Annotated in this window: 23 protein-coding genes and 1 riboswitch; of the genes, 2 read left to right on the top strand and 21 right to left on the bottom strand. The window is 52.8% G+C overall.

The features are described from left to right. Positions 1-507: 507 nt before the first annotated feature. The 21 genes from ACFQ03_RS24880 to ACFQ03_RS24780 all read right to left on the bottom strand — a co-directional run bounded on the left by ACFQ03_RS24880 (position 508) and on the right by ACFQ03_RS24780 (position 23,110). A complete protein-coding gene (locus tag ACFQ03_RS24880; RefSeq protein WP_144939996.1) occupies positions 508-1,497 on the bottom strand; it encodes an RluA family pseudouridine synthase in 990 nt (329 codons plus the stop codon). Beyond that, on the bottom strand, positions 1,494-2,063 hold the full coding sequence (locus ACFQ03_RS24875; protein WP_144939994.1) for a cob(I)yrinic acid a,c-diamide adenosyltransferase: 570 nt from the start codon (positions 2,061-2,063) through the stop codon (positions 1,494-1,496). Before ACFQ03_RS24875 ends, ACFQ03_RS24880 begins: the two co-directional genes overlap by 4 nt. Next, positions 2,060-3,658, bottom strand: coding sequence for a cobyric acid synthase (locus ACFQ03_RS24870; RefSeq protein WP_313960606.1), 1,599 nt, complete (start codon positions 3,656-3,658; stop codon positions 2,060-2,062). The genes ACFQ03_RS24875 and ACFQ03_RS24870 overlap by 4 nt, the downstream gene beginning before the upstream one ends. A gap of 26 nt (positions 3,659-3,684) precedes the next feature. Continuing rightward, positions 3,685-4,779: a threonine-phosphate decarboxylase CobD gene (gene cobD, locus ACFQ03_RS24865; protein ID WP_313960605.1), complete on the bottom strand. Its 1,095-nt coding sequence runs from the start codon at positions 4,777-4,779 to the stop codon at positions 3,685-3,687. Between the two features lie 29 nt (positions 4,780-4,808). Further along, positions 4,809-5,624, bottom strand: a complete 816-nt coding sequence (gene cobS, locus ACFQ03_RS24860; RefSeq protein WP_379291698.1) for an adenosylcobinamide-GDP ribazoletransferase — start codon at positions 5,622-5,624, stop codon at positions 4,809-4,811. Next, positions 5,600-6,592: an adenosylcobinamide-phosphate synthase CbiB gene (cbiB, locus tag ACFQ03_RS24855; protein ID WP_379291745.1), complete on the bottom strand. Its 993-nt coding sequence runs from the start codon at positions 6,590-6,592 to the stop codon at positions 5,600-5,602. The genes cobS and cbiB overlap by 25 nt, the downstream gene beginning before the upstream one ends. 25 nt (positions 6,593-6,617) lie before the next feature. After that, on the bottom strand, positions 6,618-7,364 hold the full coding sequence (locus ACFQ03_RS24850; protein WP_379291695.1) for a bifunctional adenosylcobinamide kinase/adenosylcobinamide-phosphate guanylyltransferase: 747 nt from the start codon (positions 7,362-7,364) through the stop codon (positions 6,618-6,620). Positions 7,365-7,523: 159 nt separating this feature from the next. Next, a complete protein-coding gene (gene cobT, locus ACFQ03_RS24845; RefSeq protein WP_379291693.1) occupies positions 7,524-8,591 on the bottom strand; it encodes a nicotinate-nucleotide--dimethylbenzimidazole phosphoribosyltransferase in 1,068 nt (355 codons plus the stop codon). 237 nt (positions 8,592-8,828) lie between these two features. Further along, positions 8,829-9,620 carry an ABC transporter ATP-binding protein gene (locus tag ACFQ03_RS24840; RefSeq protein WP_186328443.1) on the bottom strand — a complete coding sequence of 264 codons (792 nt, stop codon included), beginning with the start codon at positions 9,618-9,620 and terminating at the stop codon, positions 8,829-8,831. A 5-nt stretch (positions 9,621-9,625) separates the two neighbouring features. Next, a complete protein-coding gene (locus ACFQ03_RS24835) occupies positions 9,626-10,660 on the bottom strand; it encodes a FecCD family ABC transporter permease (protein WP_144939983.1) in 1,035 nt (344 codons plus the stop codon). A 1-nt stretch (position 10,661) separates the two neighbouring features. Continuing rightward, positions 10,662-11,705: an ABC transporter substrate-binding protein gene (locus ACFQ03_RS24830; protein WP_379291691.1), complete on the bottom strand. Its 1,044-nt coding sequence runs from the start codon at positions 11,703-11,705 to the stop codon at positions 10,662-10,664. A 351-nt stretch (positions 11,706-12,056) separates the two neighbouring features. Continuing rightward, positions 12,057-12,244: riboswitch (cobalamin riboswitch) on the bottom strand. A 157-nt stretch (positions 12,245-12,401) separates the two neighbouring features. Further along, a complete protein-coding gene (locus ACFQ03_RS24825) occupies positions 12,402-12,941 on the bottom strand; it encodes a hypothetical protein (protein WP_144939981.1) in 540 nt (179 codons plus the stop codon). 137 nt (positions 12,942-13,078) lie between these two features. Then, the gene (locus ACFQ03_RS24820; RefSeq protein ID WP_144939979.1) at positions 13,079-13,342 is read right to left on the bottom strand and encodes an aspartyl-phosphate phosphatase Spo0E family protein; all 264 of its coding nucleotides are present in this window, start codon (positions 13,340-13,342) and stop codon (positions 13,079-13,081) included. 105 nt (positions 13,343-13,447) lie between these two features. After that, positions 13,448-14,629, bottom strand: a complete 1,182-nt coding sequence (locus ACFQ03_RS24815; protein WP_379291688.1) for an aminotransferase class I/II-fold pyridoxal phosphate-dependent enzyme — start codon at positions 14,627-14,629, stop codon at positions 13,448-13,450. Between the two features lie 14 nt (positions 14,630-14,643). Further along, positions 14,644-15,135: an Lrp/AsnC family transcriptional regulator gene (locus tag ACFQ03_RS24810; protein WP_144939975.1), complete on the bottom strand. Its 492-nt coding sequence runs from the start codon at positions 15,133-15,135 to the stop codon at positions 14,644-14,646. Positions 15,136-15,770: 635 nt separating this feature from the next. Further along, on the bottom strand, positions 15,771-16,691 hold the full coding sequence (gene cysK, locus ACFQ03_RS24805; protein WP_379291686.1) for a cysteine synthase A: 921 nt from the start codon (positions 16,689-16,691) through the stop codon (positions 15,771-15,773). Positions 16,692-16,862: 171 nt separating this feature from the next. Continuing rightward, positions 16,863-18,161, bottom strand: coding sequence for an MFS transporter (locus ACFQ03_RS24800; RefSeq protein WP_144939971.1), 1,299 nt, complete (start codon positions 18,159-18,161; stop codon positions 16,863-16,865). 338 nt (positions 18,162-18,499) lie between these two features. Next, positions 18,500-19,012, bottom strand: a complete 513-nt coding sequence (locus ACFQ03_RS24795; protein WP_144939969.1) for a hypothetical protein — start codon at positions 19,010-19,012, stop codon at positions 18,500-18,502. Positions 19,013-19,219: 207 nt separating this feature from the next. Next, positions 19,220-19,639 (bottom strand): DUF350 domain-containing protein, encoded by a 420-nt coding sequence (locus ACFQ03_RS24790; RefSeq protein ID WP_379291683.1) that lies wholly within the window; start codon positions 19,637-19,639, stop codon positions 19,220-19,222. A gap of 314 nt (positions 19,640-19,953) precedes the next feature. Next, a complete protein-coding gene (locus tag ACFQ03_RS24785) occupies positions 19,954-20,628 on the bottom strand; it encodes a PspA/IM30 family protein (protein WP_144939965.1) in 675 nt (224 codons plus the stop codon). 112 nt (positions 20,629-20,740) lie between these two features. Continuing rightward, a complete protein-coding gene (locus ACFQ03_RS24780) occupies positions 20,741-23,110 on the bottom strand; it encodes an endonuclease MutS2 (protein WP_379291681.1) in 2,370 nt (789 codons plus the stop codon). A 218-nt stretch (positions 23,111-23,328) separates the two neighbouring features. On the opposite strand from ACFQ03_RS24780, the gene ACFQ03_RS24775 reads away from it, so the two are divergent. Then, on the top strand, positions 23,329-23,691 hold the full coding sequence (locus tag ACFQ03_RS24775) for a phage holin family protein (RefSeq protein WP_144939961.1): 363 nt from the start codon (positions 23,329-23,331) through the stop codon (positions 23,689-23,691). A gap of 165 nt (positions 23,692-23,856) precedes the next feature. Beyond that, a complete protein-coding gene (locus ACFQ03_RS24770) occupies positions 23,857-24,234 on the top strand; it encodes a cytochrome C oxidase subunit II (protein ID WP_379291678.1) in 378 nt (125 codons plus the stop codon). The last annotated feature ends 135 nt before the right edge of the window (positions 24,235-24,369 follow it).

Here is a 24,369-nt window from a genome sequence, read left to right as displayed (position 1 = left end):
GTCTATTTCATTTTCCGCTGGTACCGTTGACGCTTCTACGACTTCGACGTCTACCTTGAAAACCCGTCTATTTATGCCGTGCAAACGGAATGGCGCGCCTAACTGGATTTCATACAGTTAATTTGCTCCTCTGGAGCAAAAAGCGGAAACTAAGTGGAAAAACCGCAGTTAGTTTGGGTAAAAAAGGCGATGTCGGCAAAAAAACTCGATTTTAAATGCAGTTTTTCCATTTACTTTAATCACTTTCTGCCATTCGCTTGAATTTACCTACATAAATTACAGTTAAATCGTTTGCCAATCAGTAGCGATAGTTTTCTATCTATGCAACGTTTATATCAAAACTTATATTTCGTCAGTTGAAACAAACCTTTAATCAATTTTCGCTCTTGTGCAAAGTTATAGAACATGAGTTTGATATAAATAGCTTACCAAACAATTCATCAAACTTGTAATAGAAATTGCTTATTAATACGTAATCTTGTAAAACAATTTTTCCCATCGGGCGTTTCAGTCCGGTGGACCGCTACCCTTGCTGTCGTCCACCGCCGGGCTTCCAATACTTGCCGCGCCGGTGCCGCCGGATAAAGCCGCCCGCAATCGCTGCATATCCTCCGGAAGCTCCGCCAGGAACTCGACATACCGCCTTGTTCCCGGATGAACCAGGCCCAGCCGATAAGCATGCAGCGCCTGCCGTTCGATGCCGGCCTTTCCCGGAAGGGACGGACCCCCTCCTGCAGGATACATCTTGTCGCCGATCAGCGGATGGCCTATAGACAGCATATGTACGCGAATCTGATGCGTCCGACCGGTTTCCAGCCTGACGGCCACAAGCGTTGCCCCCTTCAGCCTCTCTACAACCCGATAATGGGTAACAGCCGGATAGCCGTCAGGAGTCACTATCCGGTAATGAGGCTGTTCGGGATCGCGGTCAATCGGTCCGTCAATCGTCCCTTCATCCGCCTCCATTTCGCCGTGAACCACGGCCATATATTCCTTCAGCACTTGCTGGGCCTTCATCTGCTCGGAAATATGCTGATGGACGAACGGATTTTTGGCGATCGCTAATACTCCTGACGTTTCCTGGTCAAGCCGATGCACCGGACGAAAACGGACCTTCTCCCCCCGCTCCAGCCAATGATGAACTACGGCGTTGGCCAATGTGTGCACATAATGCCCGTGCGTCGGATGGACAATCATCCCGGCGGGCTTATTAACGATTAGCAGATGGTCATCCTCATGAAGAATATCCAGCGGGATGTCCTCAGGCAGAATATCCTCCGACTGCTCCTGCTCCATGCGAATTTCGATCCGGTCTCCGGCATGCACCGGAACACTGATGTACTTGCGTTCCCCGTTTACCGTTATTCCTTGCTCGGTCCGTTTCAGACGGGAAAGGAGCTTCCGCGACAGCTGCATTCGGCTCTGCAGTATGGTTTTTAACTGGATACCCTCCTCTTCGGGAGAAACCGTGTAGACTAGCGGCTCATAGTAGCTCATTTTTTTCTACGAAACACCTCGGCACTGCGAATATATTCGACATCCGGCACTCCCAGACGATAATTGACGGTACGGGCCACCGTAAAGAAGAAATCCGACAGACGGTTCAAATAAATGCGGACATCCTCGTTGATTTGGTCCTCCTTGGCCAGGGTAACGACTCTGCGCTCCGCTCTCCGGCATACCGTTCGGCATACATGAAGCAGCGCCGACGCTTGGGAGCCTCCCGGAAGAACAAAACGGGAAATATCGGGGGTTTCCGCATCGTATTTGTCAATGAGCGCTTCCAATCGTTCGGCCAACCCGGAGGCCAGCTTGAACTCTCTCTTGGCTCTTGGCAGTACGGCCAAATCATGCCCGCAATCAAATAATTCATGCTGAATCTGAAGTAAATCGTCCCGCAAATCGGCGAATTTGTCCTCTTCCAAAACAGCTATGGCCTGCCCGACAAAGCAGTTCAGTTCATCGACGGTGCCGTACGCCTCCACCCTGACATTATCCTTATCCACTCTTCCGCCGATGACTCCCGTCTGGCCGGCATCTCCCGTTCTCGTGTAAATATTCATTCTTGATCCCCTCCCGGCGAATGATTGATCAGATCCGTTCGATCCTTCGTTATTCCTATCATCTCATAAATTTCTCCGATAGCCAAATGTTCTCTTACATGATCCGCCAATCGGTCGAAGGCCGCTTCTCTCCGTTCTCGGAAATGGAAAGCGGCTTCTAATGGCGGCCAGCCTTTATTCAGCCGGATACGGTTCAGCCACCGCCGCCGGAATTCGTCATTGTGCAGGATTCCGTGCACATATGTGCCCCATACGCGTCCGTCCGAAGTGACGGCCCCTTCCGGATGATAATTGTCCGGGGCTTCTCCATCCCGTTCATTCTTTACCATAAAAGGATGCTCCACCGGAGCCGTGAAACGAGTCAAGCCCATATGAATTTCATACCCTTCTATCGGCTCCGCTTTGCTTTCATCGCGGTCCCGGGTATATCCTACAACGCGCTCGGTTTTTTTGTCCGCGACAAAGACCGTCTCCATGGGAAAAATCCCGAGCCCGGCCGATTCCTCCCGGTTCGATTCGTTGAAGTCGGGGTCGACCAACCGCTGTCCCAGCATTTGGTAGCCGCCGCATATTCCGACGAGCCATCCTCCCTCTCCGATATAGCGCAGAACAGCCTCGTCCAGACCGCATTGCCTCAGGTGCTCCAGATCCTCGACTGTATTTTTGCTTCCCGGAATAATGAGCGCATCGGGGCGGCCCAATTCTTCCGTAGAGGAGACGAAGCGCAGATGAACATCATCCTCCTCATATAGAGGATCAAGGTCCGTGAAGTTGGAAATACGGGGCAGCCGGATGACTGCGATATCGAGCGCCCGCTCTGCCTTGCTCTGCTGCCGCTTCTGCTTGTTCTCCAGAGACAGCGAATCTTCGTCCTCCAGCTCCAGCTTGGGGATATATGGAATGACCCCCAGCACCGGTTTGCCCGTCTTCTGCTCCAGCCAATCCAGACCCGGTTTCAGCAGAGACACATCCCCGCGGAACTTGTTGATGATGAAGCCCTTGACCCGATCCCTCTCTTCCGGCGTCAGAATTTCAAGCGTACCGACGATCGAAGCGAAGACCCCTCCCCGATCTATGTCGGCCACGAGCAGAACCGGGGCGTCGGCCCAGCCGGCCAGCCGCATGTTCACAATATCCCGGTCCTTCAGGTTCACCTCGGCCGGACTGCCCGCTCCCTCAATAACGACCAGATCATAAGCCTCGCGCAATCGGGCGAGCGCTTCCCGGACAATTCCTCCCGCTTCGGACAGATAGCTTTCGCGATAGGTCCGTGCATCCAGGTCCTTGTACGGCTTCCCATGGACAACGACCTGCGAAACCATATCCTGCTTAGGCTTCAGCAGAATCGGGTTCATATCCGTCGTTGCCGCTATCCGGCACGCATCCGCCTGCATTCCTTGAGCACGCCCGATTTCTTTCCCGTCGGGGGTAACGTAAGAATTCAGCGACATATTTTGCGATTTGAACGGTGCGACCTTCCAGCCGTCCTGGACGAAAATTCGGCATAATGCGGCAGCGAGCAAACTTTTGCCTACATCCGATGCGGTCCCCTGCAGCATGATGGTGCGTCCTGACGCCTGCTCCATACGTTTCATCCAACCAACCCCTTTCCTTCCTTAAACTACCTGTTCCGGGAATGACCGTTTAATGCGTTATTCAGTCCGGCAATCAACGCTTCGTTATCTTCCCTTAACCGGACAGCAATCCGGCAGTATTTCTCGTTCAACCCGGGAAACAGGGAGGCATCGCGGATCAATATTCCTTGCGCCCCCATACTTGCCTGCAATTGCTTGACGTTCTGGCCGAACCGATCCGGAATGGAGAACAGCACAAAATTGGTATCACTCGAATAAACAGTCATGCCGAGCCTCGTCAGCTCGGACGACAGCCACGCCCGTTCGTCCTGCAGCCAAGCCTTGGTCCCGGCCGCATACTCCAGGTCGTCCAGAACGGCCTCCCCGATCCGTTGAGCCAGGGAGTTGACCGACCACGGAATTTGCAAACGGCTCATCGCCTCAACGATCCGGGGATGTGCGACGGCAAAGCCAAGCCGTATCCCCGGAACGGCATAAAACTTCGTCATCGAACGGATAACGATGAGCGACTCGGCCTCCGGCGCCCGGGCAATCAGGCTGACCTCTTCCTCTGCGGGGACAAAGTCCACGAACGCCTCGTCCAATATAACGTTCCGTCCGCAATCGGAGAGAATGGCAAGCGTCTCTTTGCTTAACAATCGTCCGGTCGGGTTGTTCGGATGACCGAGAAACAGCGTGTCGCAGCAATCAACAGCATTCAGCAAATCCTGCTTCCGCAGCTCGAAGCCATTCTCCGGATCAAGAGGCAGGTCATATACCCTCCCCCCTGTTTTCTCTATGGCCTCCTCGTATTCCGAGAAGCAGGGCCGGGCCAATCCGGTCATCTGCGGCCTAAGCACCCGCACGGCCAAATCGATGCATTCCGCGGCGCCGTTGCCGACGAGGATGCTCTCTTCCGGTATCCGATAGACGGAAGCCAGCTTGGCTCGAAGCTTCCTTACTCCCGGATCGGGATACCGGATCAACTCCTTCGCGTACTCGGCAACGAGCCGCTCAACGGCCGCCGGCGGACCGAACGGATTCATGTTCGAGCTGAAATCAATAAATTGATCGCCCGGCAAGCCGAAAGATTGTTGCGCGGTCAGTAGATCTCCGCCATGACCGTATTTTTCAAGCATCATTCTTCAGTCTCCTTGCATTCCAAGATCATTTATAACGTTCCCAGCATAAGGACGACGGCGGCAAGCTGAAAAAGCTCACAGCCTTCGTTGACGGCACCGTAAGTATCGCCGGTTAACCCGCCGAGCTTCGAGTTCAGGTAGGAGGCTGAGGCCCAGCCCGTCACTCCGGTAACGGCAAGCAGCAAAGCGGTGCCGCCCAGTATACGAGGCCAACCCCAGCCGAACAGCAGAAACACCGCGCCTGTAAGAAGAAGCGACAGCAGGGCGACGAACCAGACATGCTTGCTCCCGACCTCACGATATACGGAACCCATCCCGCTGTCTCTGCGCGCATAAGGCCAGCCGACAATGGCCGCGACCATAAAGGCGCGGCTCCAGATCGGTATGCAGATGATGAAGGCGGCCCCCCATGTCCAGTGCATGTCCAACAGAGTATACAGGAAGGACAGCTTGAGCAGAAGATAAAGAACGCCGGCTATTACTCCCATAGCTCCGACCCGGCTGTCTTTCATAATTTCCAGCATTTGCTCCCGGGGCCGATGGCTTAGAATACCGTCGGCGGTATCCATCCATCCGTCCAGATGAAGCGCCCCCGTCAAGAATACCCAAAGTGCCAGCAGCACGGCGGATGCCGGAAATGCGGGCAGCCAAGCGTGAGCCAATGTGCCGGCAGCAGCGAGAACGAGGCCGATGGCCAAGCCCGCTACGGGGTAGAATAGAACGCTTCTCCGGAATACCTCCCCGGTATAGCGAACTGCAACCGGGCAAGGAAACCGGGTCAGCAGTTGAAAAGCAGCCGCACAGCTATGCAGAATCGCGACTAGCCGATGATTACCGCTATCCACAGACACACCACTCCCCCCAAGATTAAATCCGCCGTCCGGTATAACAGCAGGACCGTCCCCATAATGTGCTCCCGGTTCAAAGGCTGTATCGGCCAGCCCATCCCCGCCCGCTCGCTGATTACGCTGCCGTACCGGTTGCGGCCGCCGAGCCGGACTCCCATCGCTCCTGCCGCAGCCGCCTCCGGAATGCCGCTGTTCGGGCTCGGATGAAGCCGGGCAAAGCGGATAATGCTCATCCATGCCCGACGAGCCGACATGCCGCGGGTGACCCAAGCAGCTATAACGAGCAGCAAGCCGGTCACACGGGCGGGAATCCAATTAAGCACATCGTCCAGACGGGCAGAGAACCAGCCGAAATGAAGGTAGCGCTCATTCTTGTAGCCTACCATCGAATCCAGCGTATTGGCTGCCCGATAGGCCATGGCCAACGGCGCTCCTCCAAGCAAAGCGAAGAACAACGGAGATACGACCGCATCCACTGTATTCTCGGCAACCGTCTCAACCGCGGCTCTCGCGATTTCCCGTTCATCGAGATGGTCCGTATCCCTTCCTACGATATAACCGACGTAGGTACGCGCCTCCCCGAGATTTCCGGAAGACAACGGCTTATAGACGAGCAGAGCGGCATCTTTAAGCCCTTTAATTGCAATCGTGGTCGAAATGAACCATGTATTGACCGCGTAGCCCAGCCAAGGATGAATGGCGGAAGCCGCCGCCACGATCCCCCACAGCACGGCAAAAGATGCAGTGACCGTTGTCGCCGCCAGCACGGCGCCCCGGAAGCGAAGCGCCGCGGCCGGGAGTGAAGGCGAAGCCCCTTCCCGCTGCAGGACGGCCTCGAGCCGCTTGATAAACCGGCCTATCCGAATGACCGGGTGAGTGGGCCATCGGGGATCTCCGATCCAACGGTCCAGCAGTATGGCCGCAGCCAGCATCCACAATATTTCCTGCAAGCTAAATAACAGCAGAGCTCATCCCACCTTAAGCCCAACGCTAATCCAAGCGGAAAGCGATGCTTTTCAATTCGACGGCAATTCCTGCCGTCACCAGGAAGACCTGCCGGCTGACGGAAGCGATCCTTTGATTCATCCTGCCGGCCAAGTCACGGTACAGTCTTCCCAACGGATATTCGGGAACGATGCCGCTTCCGACCTCGTTCGATACGAGCAGCACGGTTCCCGGATAACCGTTCAATGCCTCCGCCAGCTCGTCGATCTTCCGCTCGACCCGTTCAGCGGCATCCGCTTCTCCTTCGAAGCGGAGGAGCCAGTTGGACAGCCACAGGGTCAAGCAGTCTATCAAGACGACTTGCGTCCGGGAACCGGAACAATTTTCAGCGGAGGCAGGAATCCCATACGGGCTCCCTTCCGGCTGGGAGCGGTGTAACGATATCGCATCTCCGGAAGGAGCCGGCTGGCCCCCCCGCCCTCGTAAGGGCGCATCTTCATGGACAACGCCATCGTCCTGCCTTCCCTCCGAGGAGTTCGAGGCTGTCCATGCCTGTTCCCGCGCAAGGTCTTTCGCCAGCATATCGGCCAAATGGTACGGCTCCTCCACCGTCACCCACGAAAACCCTGCCTCATCCCGCCGGCTGCGATGCCGGCGAACGCGGTCCGCCATTTCATCATCGTAAATTTGCGCGGTCGCCACGTAGATGCCGTTTGTCCCCAGTCGGGCGGCATACTGCTCCGCAAATTTACTCTTGCCGCTGCGGGCTCCTCCCGTTATCAACACGATCATTCCCGTCCCTCCGCTCCACCGTATTCTTGCGTCCATGCCATTAATAATGGTTAGTCGTGACATACCACCAAGCCTGTAATGTCGACTCCGTTAATCGTGACATTCTGCCGCCATTACAGCATTCGACCCTTTAGCGGACCCTTTAGCCGCAGCTTGCGGTCAGCCCTTGGATACTCCCGCACTTTCAAAGGTCGCCATCTCATTGATGATTTTCATTGCGGCCTCTACCAGGTGGAAACAGAGCACCGCGCCTGTCCCTTCCCCGAGCCTCATATCCATATGAATCATCGGCGCGAGGCCGATCGCTTCCAGCAGCTTGCCGTGCCCCTGCTCCCGCGACAGATGAGACGCGAGCATATACCCGACGGATAATGGAGCTATCCGCGCAGCGACCAGGGCGGCGGCGGAAGAGATGAAGCCGTCGATCACGATCGGGCAGCGGCGCGCGGCGGCCCCCAGGATGACGCCGACCAGGCCGGCAATCTCGAAGCCGCCCAGCTTGGCCAGCACATCCAGCGGATCGTGCGGATCGGGCCGATTCGCTTCGATCACCCGGCGGATGACATCCTGCTTGTGCTGCCAAGTGGCGTCATCGATGCCGGTGCCGCGGCCGGCCGCCTGATCGGGGCCGATTCCGGCGAGCACCGACAGCAGCGCCGAGCTGGCCGTCGTATTGCCGATCCCCATCTCCCCCGTTGCGAACAAACGGAAGCCTTGATCGGCCAGCCCGCCTACCAGCTCGAAGCCTGCCTGCACCGCCTGCGCCGCCTCCTGCTTCGACATGGCCGGCCCTTTCGCCATATTGCTCGTTCCCTTGCGAATCTTGCGGTTGACCAGGCCCGGATGGTCCATATCGGCGCAGACGCCCATATCGACGCAGATCACTTCCGCCCCGGCATGTCTCGCCAGCACATTGACAGCTGCACCGCCGTTCAGGAAGTTCTGCACCATCTGGGGCGTCACTTCCTGCGGGAACGCGCTGATCCCTTCTTCACATACTCCGTGATCCCCGGCCATGACGATCACCGCCTTCTTGCCGAGAATTCCTTCGCCAGCCTTGCCGGTCTCGTAGCTGCCCGTCATTCCAGCTACCTGCCTGGCAACGGCTTCCAGCTTGCCGAGGCTCCCCGGCGGCTTGGTCAGCGAATCCAATCTTCGCTGTGCAGCCTCCATCGCCTGCTCGTCCAACGGCCGGATTTGTTCTATGTATTGTCGGATGATGTCCATGCTTTTCCTCCCCTATCCATGCGGTGATTGAATGAACCCTTCGTGTCCAATCGCCAAGTTTGACATCGGACAACCGAAACGCTATTCTCCCGGAGGTCCGGGATTTCTATAAAGCTCGGCTCGTTGCCTGGCTTCCTTATATCCCATCCATACTTTTGCATTATGGTTTGTATTATACAGGGTGCACCAGGTTTGCTCCACCTTGGAATACGCTCCCTGTTCCATTTGAATTAATAATCAATACTCCTCCGCGGGATTGTGCGGGTTGAGCAAAATTTGCGGGATGCCGCTCCGGGGATGACTTATGACCGTAGGCATCGTTCCATAAACTTCATGGATGAGCTCGCCCGTCATCATTTCATGAGGGGCCCCGATGCGGACCATTCGGCCTTCATGCAGAACCAGCATCCGGTCGCAATATTGGGCGGCGAGGTTCAAATCATGAAGAACAGCGACCACCGTCAGTCGTTCCTCGGTCTGCCATCTTTTCACATAATCCATCATCTGCACCTGATAGCCGATATCAAGGAAGGTGGTGGGCTCGTCCAGCAGCAGCAGCCGTGGCTGCTGCGCCATCGTTTTGCCCAAGGCAACCCGCTGCCGTTCTCCTCCGCTTAACAGCTCCAGCGACCTCTCGGCAAGAGCATTCAAGTTCAGCCGTTCCATAATTTTAGCAATGACCGCCCCGCTGTCGTCTTTCTCATCGCCGAGCCAGTTTTGAAAAGGATACCGCCCCATTTCGATCACTTCTCGCACCTTAAAGCCGATGGGTGGTAGAGCGTCCTGCTGCAGTACGGCCATCCAGCGGGCCAGCTCCTTGCGTGAGTAGCTACGCGCATCGCGGCCGTCCAGCTTGATGGCTCCCGTATCCGCCGGTTCCAGAGCGGAAATCAGCTTAAGCAGAGTGGATTTGCCGCTGCCGTTCGGCCCGATGATGCCGAAGAACTCCCCCTGGGCAACGTGAAATCCGATATCCTGCAGCACCTGTTTTTTCCCATATGCTTTATTCACACCGTTCACTTCAATCATCGGATTCACCCCCGGCTCTTATGTTTATGCTTGTTCAGCAGATAAGCAAAGAATGGCGCCCCGATAATGGCGGTTACTACACCGAGCGGGATCTCCCTCGGACTCAGGGCGATTCTAGCTATCGTATCGGCCCACAGCACATAAATACCGCCGACAATGGTCGAGATGGGAATGATGATCCGGTAATCGGGCCCTACGATCAAACGGACCAGATGAGGCACGACCAGTCCGACGAAGCCGATGACTCCCGATACGGATACCGCCGCTGCCGTTACCAAGGTGGAGACTACCAGCACGATCAGCTTGGTCCTTTCCACGTGCACTCCCAGGTGTGCTGCCTGACGTTCGCCCAGGGCCAGCAGATTCAGCGACCGGCTGAAGCCGATCAGAATGACCACAACGACTCCCAAATAAGGCAGCAGCAGCAGGGAATAATCCCAGTTCCGCATCGAGAGGCTGCCCATTAACCAGTATAGGATTTCGTTCACGACCTCTCCGGACAGCGAAACCATGAAGGATACGAATGCCCCGAGAAAAGCCTGCACGACCACCCCGGATAAAATAAGGGTTTCCAGCTGGGATTTCCCCTGGGTGCTGGCCAGCTTGTAAACGATGAACAGGGTCGTCATCCCGGTAGTAAAGGCAACGACCGGAATGGACCATTGGCCGATAAAGGTCTGCAGCCCGAACAGAATGATGAAAGCCGCCCCCACCGAGGCGCCTGAAGCGACTCCAAGCGTATAGGGATCAGCCAACGGATTCCGCAGTACGGCTTGAAAGCCCGCCCCCGCTATGGCAAGCGATGCTCCTACCAGGATGGCAAGCACAACTCTCGATAATCGGACCTTCAGAATGATCGATTCATCGGACGGTGACCAGTCGGGCTGGATCGAATCTCCTATGCCCGGGATGGCATGGAACAGAATCCTCCACACATCGCCTATCGGCACTTGGGCCGAGCCGAAGGATAAGCTCAGTGTAACGGAAAGCAGGAGGAGCATAAGGGCTCCTCCTCCATAAGCAAACAGCTTCGCTTTCATCTTATTTCACCAGATCCGGATGAATCGCCTTGGCCGCTTCAAGCAGCGCTTCCGTCAAACGCGGACCTACCCGGCTGATAATATCTTTATCAATCGGATATAGAGCTCCGTTCTTGACCGCATCGATCTGATCCCAGCCCGGACGCTTCTTGATTTCTTCGAGAATCGATTCCATTCCTCCGCCTTCGGCATACAGAATGACTTCCGGATTAGCCTGAATGATCTTCTCCGGATCGATCGGGAACCAGCCTTTCTCCCCTGCGGCTATATTCGTTCCGCCGGCAAGCTTGACCAGCTCATCCATAAACTCCCCTTCCCCCACGGTCCAGCCCGGGGAGAACTCCATGTAGACCTTCTTGGCCGGTGCATCCTTGACGGCGTCTACGACTTTCTGCCGGTCGGCCTTCATCTGCTCGGCCACCTTCTTGGCCTCTTCCTGCTTGTTCATGATGAGGCCCATCGTCTCGATTTTTTCGATCACTTCATCCAAAGTTTTAGGTGCGGAGAAATAGACCGGAACATTCATTTCGCGAATTTTATCAATGACCTTTTTGTTGCTGCTTGCAGCGACCACCAAGTCCGGTTCCGTGGCCAGAAGAGCCTCCAGATTAGTCTCCAAAGAACCGATCTTCGGCTTCGCCGCCGCTTCCTCAGGGTAGTTGCTCCATTGATCCACGCCGACAACCTGATCCCCCGCTCCTATCGCAAACAAGGTTTCCGTCTCGCTCGGGGCCAGAGAAGCAATCCGTTCAGGAGCTTTATCGAATGTCAGCTCCGTCCCCGAAGCATCCGTAACTTTCAGCGGATATTCGGTTTGTCCGGCCTTCGCTTTCCCATCGTCAGACTTATCCCCCGAATCGGGCTTCTTATCACCATCCGCCTGATTTTCCTTGCCCTTCTCGTCCTGCACTTTAGCCGGATCGCTTATGCCCTTCGGGTCCTGCTGCTTGTCTCCGCAGCCCAGCAGCCCGACAGCCAGCATGGCCATCAGAAGCAGAGCTGTCATTGTCCGCATCATCTGCTTTGCGGTCCGTCCTTGACTCATTATTCTTCCTCTCCTTTTGTCTACAGCGCCTATTCTTTTTTTTGAGAAAGAGCCTGAAACGATGAATGACTTCCCTGTGCCCCCGGGCCGTTCGCCCGGAACCTATGATGCAGCCCTAAGAAGAACATCGTGAAATGACTCACGAAATCTTCTATGACAATCCTTTTAAAGGTCTAACCGCTATATGCAGTAAAATTTGATGATCAGGGACTTGCTTTTTTCTGGCCGCGCTTTAAATGAAAAAAGCCCTCCATCCGTTCGATAGAGGGCATAATGGCGCAGCGATCCAAGGGGATAACAAATGAACCCCATCATCCTGATCAGCCGGTTTCCTTTTCCTCGAAGGATTTCTTCAGCTTCACCTTGCAGGCAGGTCTCCTGACTTATGGGGTTGGTAAATCTCGCCTTCCCGTTGGATTCAACAGTGGCCTAATGAGACTCTCCCATTTTACAGTGGCGGGACCGTGCCGGATTTGCACCGGCTTCCCTTTTAACCCGGACGCGGATGGCGTTCGCGGGACCTGCAGGCATTACATGTCCATTCAATTATTCAAGCTATATTCTCTTAGAAGATTATAGGGGAAGCGCCCCCAAGTTACAAGTCTATTATTATCTACCGTTAACGGATTACAACGATACATGCGATACTGCATGACTTCGCAGAATCTATCAGCTCAAAAACAATTGCGTACTATGCTAGGATTCCATTATTTTCTTCAACACTTCCGCCGCCTTGTCCTTATCCTTGGCCCGAGGGTGGATAAAGGCATACATTTCCGCCCCTTTGTAGCCGACGGATTGCAGCCATTCCGTTTTGCTCACCGGTACTCCGTACAGCTTTTTCTCAAGCTTGCCCTCGTCATTCGGCGCTTCAAGCACCCCTTCCGGATAATCCTCCGGACGGAACAGATCGTCCATACCCGGCAGGCCTCCCTGTTCGGCAAACACCTTGAATTGCTCTTCCGGAAGGACCATAATGTCGTTATCCCCGGCGGCGATTTCGACCATCAGCTTGTTAAGGTCGAAGATCGGACTGGAGAATAAATCCACGGACATGGTTTCCCCTACTTTGTCCTGAACGAAATTCTCCAATGTTTCCGCTACAGAAGAGTCCATTCCCCCCGGCGGCAGAATGAAGATGGTGACATCCGCTCTCTCTCTTCCACAGGCGCTCAGCACCACTACCAAAACTAGCACCGCGATTAGCTTCCATGCTATTCCCAGCTTCGCTTTCAACGTTTCTCCCCCCACTAAAGTCGCATCAAAACTATGATAGCACAGAGTCTGTTCCGAAGAAATCGTTTTAGCGAGATTATACTCTCTCTAGGGGGGCGCTTTCTGTCCTTTAAGCAGGAAAAAAAGAGCCGGGCTTATCAGCCCTCGGCTCTTATCATTTCCAGATATAAGTTTATTTTCTTATCCAGCAGTCTGCTAATCTCCAATATGGAGGAATTGTTGAAACAAGGTTCTTCCATGTACATCTGCTCCATCTGCATGCGCAAAACCCGAATCTCTTCTTCCAGAACAAGCAGAGCGTTAGATGGCTTGGCGGGTTCGGTCACCCATCTTAAATGCGAATCCTTCTCCCGAAGCAAAAGGTTGTGATACGGAGCCGAATTCAGGTAAGCAGCAGTCATAATCATTCCCCCTTTGGTAGCATGAAGAGAAAGAATAACGCTTTTCTTCTACTTTAAACAATACCATATTTAGGCGCAAAAAGAAATCTGGCCCATGGAAAATTATTACTTCTGCAGCTTCTCGTAAAACTTGCCTATCCGATCCAACGCTTCATTCAATTGGCTTACTGACGTGGCGTAAGAGCAGCGAATGAACCCTTCGCCTCCCAATCCGAAAACATTGCCCGGCACAGCAGCCACCCTTGCTTCCCGCAGGAGCCTCTCGGCAAATTCCTCCGAGCTCAGTCCTGTCGATTGGATCGAGGGGAAGGCGTAGAAGGCCCCTTGCGGCTCGTGACAATCCAGACCGATTTCCCGGAAGCCCCGTACTACCAGCCTGCGTCTCTGATTATAGGATTCGACCATCCGGTCCTTCTCTTCCAAACCGTATCTAAGCGCCTCTATTGCGGCCACTTGGCCCATGACGGGAGCACACATGACGGTATATTGATGAATTTTCAGCATCGCCTGAATCAGATCCCGATGACCGCAAGCGTATCCCATTCTCCAGCCGGTCATGGCGAACGCCTTGGAAAATCCGCTGACGAGGATGGTACGATCCTTCATGCCCGGCAGCGATGCGAAGCTGACATGCTTCTGACCATAGGTTAATTCCGCATAAATTTCGTCGGAAATTACGATCAGATCGTTCTCTTCTACCAGCTTGGCAATCGGCAGCCAATCTTCCCGGGTCATGATTCCTCCCGTCGGATTGCTCGGGTAACAGAGCACAAGCACCTTGGAACGGGGAGTGATCTTCGCCTTCAGCGATTCCGGCGTCAACTTGAATTGATCCTTGGCGAATGTCTCTATACCGACCGGAATTCCTCCCCCGATCGAAGCGATGGGCGAATAGGACACATAGCAGGGTTCGGGGATCAATATTTCGTCGCCCGGCGTAATAAGCGCCCGCAGAGCGAGATCGATCGCCTCACTGCCCCCGACCGTAACAATGATTTCGTCCTTCGGTTCATACGTCAGCTGAAATCCGGTATGCAAATAATTGGCTATCTCTTCGCGGAGCTCATATAGTCCGGCATTCGGAGTATACTGCGTCTTGCCCCTTTCCAGGGAATAAAAGCTTGCTTCGCGGACGTGCCAGGGAGTGATGAAATCGGGCTCCCCAACCCCAAGTGAAATTATGTCTTTGCTCGCGCTGACAAGGTCGAAAAATTTCCGGATGCCCGAAGGCGGGATATCCCGGACAAGCGGTGACAAGTATTGATGCATTTCCTTTTGCTTGGTCATAACGGATACTTCCTTTATGGCGAAATCAGGAGACGGTGATCTTCGTCATTGTCTTCGAAAATAATACCGTCCTGTTTATATTTTTTCAGAATAAAATGAGTTTTCGTCGATAAAATCCGGTCGATCGGCGAAAGCTTGTTGGAGACGAAAGAGGCGACCTCCTTAAGCGTTCTTCCCTCCACCTCAACCAGCAGGTCATAGGCTCCCGACATCAAGTATACGGACTTCACTTCGGGATACAAGTAAATTCTTTCGGCGATTGCGTCGAAGCCGTGCCCCCGTTCCGGAGTAATCTGCACTTCAATCAGGGCCGTCACTTTATCATCGTTGACCTTGCTCCAGTTCACCACTGTCGCGTATTTGACAATGACCTTCTCCTCTTCCAGCTCGGCGATGGCGGCTTCCACCTCCGCTTGCTTCGCCCCCAGCATGGTCGCAATCAAATCGGCGCCTATTCTGGAATCTTCCTTGAGCAATTCCAGAATTTGCAGTTTCAGTTTGTTCATTCGCGGGCCCCCTCCAGTAAAAAATGATAGTTCCACTATACAACGAACGAGCAGAACGTGCAAAGCAAAATAACACAAACCTGCATGTCCTGTCAGTCACCATCGGGGATGAAAATTTTGACCGCTGTACGACTTCGTTTACTGCGCCTTTCCGCCGGCAATCCTGACATACAGGGTCAGCGTCTAAAACCTTCCTCTTAGGCGGTCTCTCTCCCTGAATTTGTTTCGAAAAGGGATTATACATTACGCCCTGAGGGAAAGCCAGCATCGCATCCGGATCGGTAAAGATAACGCAAAGACGAGCAAAAATACATTAAAATCGTACCCTTTTCCGAAAAGAAGGCGAAAGACGCTCAAATGTGCAGGTCTTTTTCACAAAATGGGGCCATTTCGCAAAAATCGCTCCAAAGACGTGCATTATTGCTCTAGAATCAGGTATGTGACGACTTTTCTCTAAAAAGACCTGCATAATCGCTTTAGAATAGGCACGGTTTTTTCCAAGGATAAGCGGCTATCGCCGTTCTTAGGACGGGCGTGTTTACCGATGAAATATATGTTCTGCACCCTATTAACACTGTAAAGAATTTAAAGATTACTATGTGCCAAAAAACCCAGGATCAAATCCCGAGGCCATTTTAAAAGACATCCATGCTCAAGTAGCGTTCCCCGGTATCCGGAGCAATGCACAGCACCCTCTTGCCTTGGCCCATTCTTCTTGCCAACTGCAAGGCCGCCCATACGGAGGCTCCCGCTGACGGTCCGACCAGAATCCCTTCCCTGGAGGCCAGCAATCTGGCCGTGCCCAGTGCATTCTCATCCTCCACCTGCACGATCTCATCGTAAATTCCGGTGTTGAGAATCGGAGGGATGAAGCCTGGACTGGTTCCAACCAGCTTGTGAGGTCCGGGCTGGCCGCCTGACAGAACCGGGGAGCCTTTAGGCTCGACTACGACAATCCGTATACCCGGAATATGCTCCTTCAGCACTTCCCCTGTTCCGGTTATAGTCCCTCCGGTTCCGGCTGTGGCAACGAAGACATCCAGCCTGCCCTCCGTCTGCTCGATAATCTCGAGCGCCGTCGTTGTTCTATGAATATCCGGATTGGCCGGATTTTCAAATTGCTGGGGAATGAAGCTGCCGGGAATCTGCTCCTTCAGCTCCATGGCCTTGCGGATCGCACCGGGCATTCTTTCCGCAGCCGGGGTCAGGACAACCTCTGCTCCATAGGCTTTAAGCAAATTGATTCTTTCCTTCGTCATATTATCCGGCATCACCAGTATTGCCCGATAGCCCTTGGCTGCGGCATTCATAGCGAGTCCGATTCCCGTGTTGCCGCTCGTCGGCTCAATAATCGTGGCCCCCGGTGCAAGCTTTCCTTGCTTCTCCGCCTGAAGAATCAAATTATAAGCGGCCCGGTCCTTCACACTTCCGCTCGGGTTATAGGATTCCAGCTTCACATATACCTCGGCGTCCTGCTCCGAAGCCAGCCGATTTAATCGCACAGCCGGAGTATTTCCGATCAGCTCCGTAATCGATCCCGCCATTTTAACAGCCATAGTATCCGCTCCCTTTTGAAAATAAGGTCAAGAAATAGTCCCCGCAGGCTAAAACTTATTACCTCCAAATTCATTGTATGCCCATTAATTTTATCGGCTTTATTTTTAGGGGTCAAGCTAAAGGGAAGAGCCCCTAAAGCTTCAGTCTGCGAAAATGGCCAAAATCTTCGGCTAGGCATTATTTTCCTTAGGCTTGACGACCCCCAGCCAGCTGCGAAGCAGTATCCATACGATCAACGGAGAACTGCCGATTCCGAGCAGCAGCAGGTTCATCGCAAGCGGGGCCGTCGTTCTGGAGACAACCGCGATAAAAACCAGCGCCCCCAATATTCTGCCCAGACAGAGAGCCAGCTCACGCAGCACAATATACTCGACTCTGCGTTCTGCGCTTTCCTGATTTTGACCTATAATGTCAAAGACAACGGAGGTGGTCGGGATCGAGTACAGCGGAATGAACAAAGCCGTCCCTATTCCAAACAGAAGCAGAGTGAAGTAGCTGACCTGCCAGAAAAACGGCAAAATGACCGCAATCATCATAACAACTCCGGCAAACATCCCCCATCTGCGGTATTGAGGCTTTAGCAGCCTGCCTGCCGCCATAAAACCGAATAATCCGACGGCAGACGTAATTAATGAGAAATTGCCCAGCTTCATCTCATTCTTCGTGTAAATATAAACCAGCAAACCGATAATGAAGCTGAAGACCCCTTCCCTGACTCCTTGGGCCGTCATGGCCAAGCCTATTTTGCGCCAGGGGTGATTTTGTTTTCTAAGCTGATGCAGGCCGTAGAACCACAGATATTTCCCGAGAGGCTTCCGTTTCTTCAGGAAAAAACTGAAAATCGTCGCGACTACAAATATAATGAGCGAAATGGTGAAAATGACCCGATAACCTGCCGTGTCCTGCATTCTAGTAATCAGGAAACCCGATACCCAGGGGGCGATCATTCCGGCCGCCGATCCGAGCAGCCCGGCCCACCCGTTAAACCGGTCACGGTTGTCAGGGTCGGTCACTTCGAAATAAATAACGTTAAAGGCCGACCAGAATAATCCCGCGGAAATGCCTTGAATGGCCCCCAGCCAAATCACGTAATCCACCGCCTTGACACCGGCCCACAGCACCGCGGAATAAAAAATGGCGGATATGGCTACTCCCGCCCTGAGCGCGTTCATTTTGTTATATTCCTTGATCCACTTACCCGCCAGCCAGAATAACAGAGCCGTGGTTACCTGCTGAGCTATGGCAAATGTAGCAATCATTGTGTAATCGTTCTTCACTTTCCATAAGTAGACGTTAACGAATGTTCCGGATAATGCATTGGCTGTAGCAAACAATCCATTGACCAACAAAAGCAGCTTACACTGGGCCGATAGCCGGGGTCTTGTCTCCTGTTTATCCTGTTCAAAGCACTCTTCCTTGAACTCCATGCCATCGTGGCCGACAGCCCCTGGTTTTACTCGATTATGCATGAATTCACCTGTCCCTGGTAAAATGGCGTTGAATCGACTTTCCTTAACATTCCCAAATGGGACGGGAAAGATGAGTGTCTTTATACGGATTGGGGAAAAATGGCATACAGTCCCTTCGATCAGGCTCTAACAAACAAAAAAAACCACCTTTGCGCGTCAAGCAAAGGTGGGTACAACATCAAATATCCCATTCAAGCTTCCGGAGGTTGCTTTCAACGACGAATGAATAACGGGAACCAGGAATTTATGCTTGCAGCTTTTCTCGTGGCTTCCCAACTCAACTACCCATTCCTTTTCCACGTATGCAGCCAGGGTTCAAGCAGCGATATGCGAGAGTGTCAATCGCTTTCCTTCTCCCGGAAGGCCTTAATCACCGACAATCGGTCCGACTCCGACAGGAACATTTCCGTTTTGAAGCAGGAGGGACACAGATAGATATTCATCTGAAAGGGCGCGGACAGAAAGCCGCTAGTCCAGCCGGCCGGAAGGGCAGGGGTGAATTGCGGCCCGGTCACGGTATAGACTCCCGAATAAAGCATCAATTCCCGGCAATGGGAGCATTCCGGAGCCTCTTCCTGACGGTCAATGCAGCTTTCCACATTCTCGGCATAGAGATCCCTTGCCGTGTCTTCCTCCCAGTCTTCCCAAACCGGAGCTTCCTCGTCAGCGGGACCGGCGGCCTCCTCTTCCCCGGCTTCATCCTCATCGTCCCCCAGAGTTAAGGTTATGCTGCGGTAGTCCTTCAATTCATTAAAGCAATAGGGGCATTCGTCTTCCGGGCCGATTTCCGGATCCCATACAATTTCCGACTGGCACCATGGACAGATCGTAGGCTGATGGTTAGTATCCAAAGCAGCGAGTCCTCCGTTCTTTCCTATAGATTAGTTATGACTTCTCCTCGTAGATTAACCGTATTTAATAAAATAATAAATCCCCGCCGCCAAAAAAACCAATGCCAGAGCAAAAAGAGTGCCCCATAAATACTTCATATGCTGCTTCTCCTTTATCGATGTAATGTCAATGTCATATTGGTTGCCCACGCTTAAGTTATGCATCAATTAGGTTACACTGGCTCCGACCACGTAGGATATGGAAACCGAGATCACGAACGAAATAAAGCCGATCGCCCGGTTATCCTGCTTCACCTGTTCGTCGATTTTGAATCGGGGAGTCAGCAGTTCGAAGATAAAGTATGCCGCAAGCAGTAAGACAAAGCCATAGCACGACCAGACAATCGTCTCGAACAAAGTATCGTTATTCAGCATGGAGAACCGGAAAATATTACATATCCCGAAAATTTTGCCGCCCGTGGCCAGGGCAACTGCCAGATTTCCTTTCTTAACTTCTTCCCATACATTATATTTCGTCACCAGATTCCAGAGCGCCAGAAAGACAACAAGGGCCAGGACCGTAACGGAATAAAAAGCGAGCGTTTCCAAATAAGGGTTAGCCAACAGTCGATCCACCTCTTTGTTCATAATATCCTCCCTTACAGGCATCAAGTCTTCATGAATAACGGTAGAAAAGACTGGAGATCTTAAATCCCCAGTCCTTCCAACAATGATGTCCCTACCCTATCCCAAAGACGGTATTTGCAGCACTCTTACTGACCGGCTTGCTTACAGCCTGGTGGCTTAGCTCTATTTTACACCCTTTAGCCGGCTGCGGCCAGAATCTATGGCCAAGGTGCCGGAGTATTCCTCCCGAGCGTGCCCTGCATCACCAGATGGCATCAGCCGCCAGAATTTCAAGTCCATACCATTCGGGCGGCCGTTTCCGGGGGATGATCGTTTTATTCCGCTTTCTTGTCCTGTAATTTAGCCTTCAGAGCGGCAAGCTCATCCTCAATCTCGTTGCTGCCCAGCTTGGACAGTTCATCATCCAGAGAACGGCTGGAATCGCGCAGCGATTGGCTTGCTTGAGCTTCCGCTTCCATTTGCAGCACTTTTTCCGACATGCGGTCGAATCCTTTGGAAGCACTGTCGGAATTAAATCCGGACATGGCACGGTTGATCGATTTCTGTGCCTTCGCAGCTTCCGCGCGGGCGATCAACAGATCGCGCTTGTTTTTCATTTTGCCGTACTCGTTCTTCATTTCATTCAACTGAGCACGCAGACGGTCCGCATTTTCTTTAGCAATCGTATACTGCTTTTGCATTTCCTCGAAACGGGTTTGATGATCTTTCTTATCCTGCAATGCCCGGCGGGCCAGATCTTCATTTCCTTGCTCCAATGCCTTCAAGGCTTGGGCTTCCCGCTTGCTGACCAGTTCTTCGGCCTCTTCGTACTGCATCTTGAACTTCTTCTCTACGGCAATTTGCTTGGCGACGGCAGCTTCGGCTTCAATGATATCCTGTTCCATATCCCGCAAAAATTGGTTTAACATCTTGACAGGATCTTCCGCACGGTCAAGCAAATCATTAATAGATGCGACAGTCAGATCACGGAGACGCTTGAAAATTCCCATGTTTAGTTCCTCCCCTTATTATTAAAAAGTTTTTAGTTTATCGTTTCATTACTACTTCATACGTGTAAAGAAATCGATAGTTTCAAATTCGGCGAAAAATTTTTAGCTTATATTATTTCAATTCCACCACAGTTACCCCGCTTCCGCCTTCCCCGTAGTTTCCAAGGCGGTAGCTTTTGACCAGCCGGTGCTTTCGCAGAAATTCCTGAATTCCGGCTCGCAATGCACCGGTTCCTTTGCCATGGATAAGGTAAACTTGGGTGAAATTGGCGAGATAAGATTCATCCAGGAAGCGGTCCACTTCAATAATCGAATCCTCGATATTGTTACCGCGCAGATCCAGCTCGATCCGGGCATTATCATCACGGGTCCGTTTAACTCCCGTTACCACTGTCTGCTGAGGCTTTTTCGTTGCTGAAGAGGAAACCAGCTCGACGTCCGATCTGGCCACTTTCATTTTCATGATGCCCAACTGGACGGTCACTTCGCTGTCTCCGTTCAGCTCGACAACGTGCCCCTTCTGGCCGAAGCTGTGGACGAGAACCTCGTCCCCGGCCTCTATCGGCCTGGAGGATGTCCCCTTTGAAGCAACGATTCGATGCCCTTTCTCATTCAATCGGGGGGCGGCTTCCTCCAGCCGCTTCTTCGCTTCAATTAACTTATGTTCCTTGACCGCAGACCGTTCCTCCATAGCCATCCTGCGCAGGTCGGCTATAATTTCCTCGGCTTCCTTCCGGGCCTTGTGAACGGCCTCGGCCGCCTCCTGTTCCGCTCTGGCCAGCAGGCGGGCTCTCTGCTCCTCGAAGCGGCTGCGCTGCTCCTCAAGCTCCTTGCGGAGGGCAGACACTTCCTCGTGAAGCTGCTCTGCGCTTCTTCTTTCGGCTTCCGCCGTCAGCCGGTTCTCCTCCAGTGTCGCGATCATCGATTCGACCCGCTGATCCTCTTCGTTGACCTGAGCACGCGCGTGATCGATAATTGCCTTGCTCAAACCCAGCCTCGACGCAATGGCGAAGGCATTGCTTCGTCCCGGGACTCCAACGAGCAGCCGGTAAGTCGGACTAAGCGTCTGAATGTCGAATTCCATGCTGGCATTAATAATTCCTTTACGCTCGTAAGCATAAGCCTTCAGCTCGCTGTAGTGGGTCGTCGCCACCATCCGGCAGCCCATCGCATGAATGTGCTCCAGAATGGCTATGGCCAGTGCCGAACCTTCCGCAGGATCGGTTCCCGCCCCGACCTCATCGAGCAGCACCAGACTCTTGGGAGTCATATCCCGCAGTATGCTGATGATATTCGTCATATGGCTGGAGAACGTACTTAAGCTCTGCTCAATACTTTGCTCATCGCCAATATCCGCATAGATGGCATCGAAGACACATAGCTGGCTGCTGTCCTCCGCCGGAACGAACAATCCTGACATGGCCATAAGACTTAATAGGCCGATGGTTTTCAGCGTGACAGTCTTCCCTCCGGTGTTCGGACCCGTAATGATAACGGAAGTATAATGATTGCCGAGCTCCACATCGAGAGGCACAACCGCATCCCTGTCAATCAAGGGATGTCTTCCCTTCTTCAGCTTGAGGAAGCCCCTATCATTCATCAGAGGCAGCGAAGCCTTCATCTCCCTGGCAAGACCTGCCTTGGCAAAGATAAAGTCAAGCTCGGCCAGAGCCTCGAGATTGTCCAGCAGCTCATCCGCAAATTCGGCCACCTCGGCAGAAAGTCTGCGCAGAATGATTTCGATCTCGCGTTCTTCCTTCAGCTTCAGCTCGGTTAGCCGGTTGTTCATCTGGACAATCGATTCCGGTTCGATGAACAAGGTTGCTCCCGAGGCCGACTGATCATGAATCATCCCGCCAAAATGGTTGCGGTATTCCTGCTTGACCGGAATGACATAACGATCATTGCGAATGGTGATGATAGGGTCCTGCAGCATCTTCTGGGTGGATGGAGTGCGAATGATTTGCTCCAGCCGTTCCCTGACTCGCGCTTCCCCCGTTCGCAGCTCCTGCCGGATGCGGTACAGCTCCGGACTGGCGGAATCCATCACTTCGGAATGCTCGTTGATGCAGGACATTATGCTTTGCTCCAGCGCCCGATTCTCGATAAATCTATCTGCGGCGGCAGCAAGCAGCGGGACCGGCTCATCCTCATGAACCGCCAGAATGAAACGCTGAAGCCTTCGTCCTCCGCTTAATGTATTGGCGGTGTCCAGCAGCTCGGCCGGGTTCAGCACGCCTCCGATAACCGCCCGTTTCACCGCCTCTTTCACATCGCGGATCCCGCCGAATGGAGCGGGACCCTTCAACCTCTCCACCTTCACGGCTTCGTCGGTGGCCTGAAGCCTGGTTTTCACTTCGCCCAGAGTTCCGCTCGGCCGAAGCTCCTCGGCCCTTCTCTTACCCAGCGAGGTGGAAGCAAATCCGACCAGGCGGCCGATGATTTTATAATATTCAAGTGTTTGAAGAACTTTATCATTCAATCGTGAAACCCTCTTCCCCGATTATTATCCTTTATTATAGCGAATCCAAAAACGATTAGCCATTAAGCAAAACGTTTATACATAATCTTTCCGGTATTAGGGAGGCAATCCCTATGATAGTTTATCAAAAAAGCGGAACACTAATTAGTGAATTCGACATTTCCTGCCTACATCCCAGCTCTTGAGGAACCATATGTTGAATAAAGGAGGTTAAGCTTATGAGAAGCTTTTTTGCCCATTTGATCCGTTTTGTCGTCTCGGCACTCGTATTGATGGTTGTCGGATGGATCGTTCCCAATTTTGCGGTTGGCGGCTTTTGGAGCGCTTTTTTCCTGGCCTTGGTCATTGCACTTGCCGGCTGGATTATCGAAGGAATTTTCGGCAAACGAATTACCCCATTCGGGCGGGGAATTGTCGGATTTCTTGTCAGTGCATTGATTATTTGGCTGGCTCAATTTGTGGTCGGGGGCGTATCCGTAACTATTCTTGGCGCCATTCTTGCTGCTTTGGTTATCGGAATTATCGATCTGTTTATTCCGATTGCCACTCCATTCGACAGGGGAGGCCGGGCGCGCTCCTGACCTTATAGCAAGTACTTCACAAGTGGTCCGAGGGTTCTCTCCCGCGGATCACTTGGTGTTTGTGCCAGTTTTGTCACAAAGGCTTCACCGATTTGTCACTGAAAAATTTTCCTCCCGGAGGTATGATTAGTGTTGTAACAGAAACATTTATGGGAGGGAAACCCGATGAAAAAAATAATGGGGTTACTGATGGCCGCAGTCATGATTTCCGTTCTTGCCGCTTGCGGAGGAGGAGACGGGGGCGGAAGCAAAATTAGCGAAGAGGATAAAGCGAATGCTACCGAGCTTAAATTAGTCGCAACCAATTTCCAATTTGATCAATCCGAGTATAAAGTGAAAAAAGGCGATACCCTCAAAATTGTCCTCGATAATCAAGAAGGTATACACGGAATTGAAATCAAGGGTGCGAAAATCAAGCTGGACAACAGTAATACCACCGATTATTTCAAGGCAGACAAAGCCGGAACTTATGACATTATCTGTAACATTCCTTGCGGGCAAGGACACGCGACAATGAAGTCCAAGCTGATTGTTGAAGAGTAATCCATAGACAGAAAAAGCACATGTTGTTACATGTGCTTAAGTAAACCGGGGCTGTGTTCCCCGGTTTTTTATTTAGGCTTTAGCCAGTTGAGTGCGTGAAACGCGCGAAACAAAAAACCACCCGCTATGCGGGTG

Origin of the sequence: Paenibacillus residui (genome assembly GCF_042677205.1) — a bacterium.
In the GTDB taxonomy this organism is placed as follows: Bacteria; Bacillota; Bacilli; order Paenibacillales; family NBRC-103111; genus Paenibacillus_L; species Paenibacillus_L residui.
Note: the sequence above shows the minus strand (reverse complement) of the source record. Positions and strands in the feature narration are given on the sequence as shown.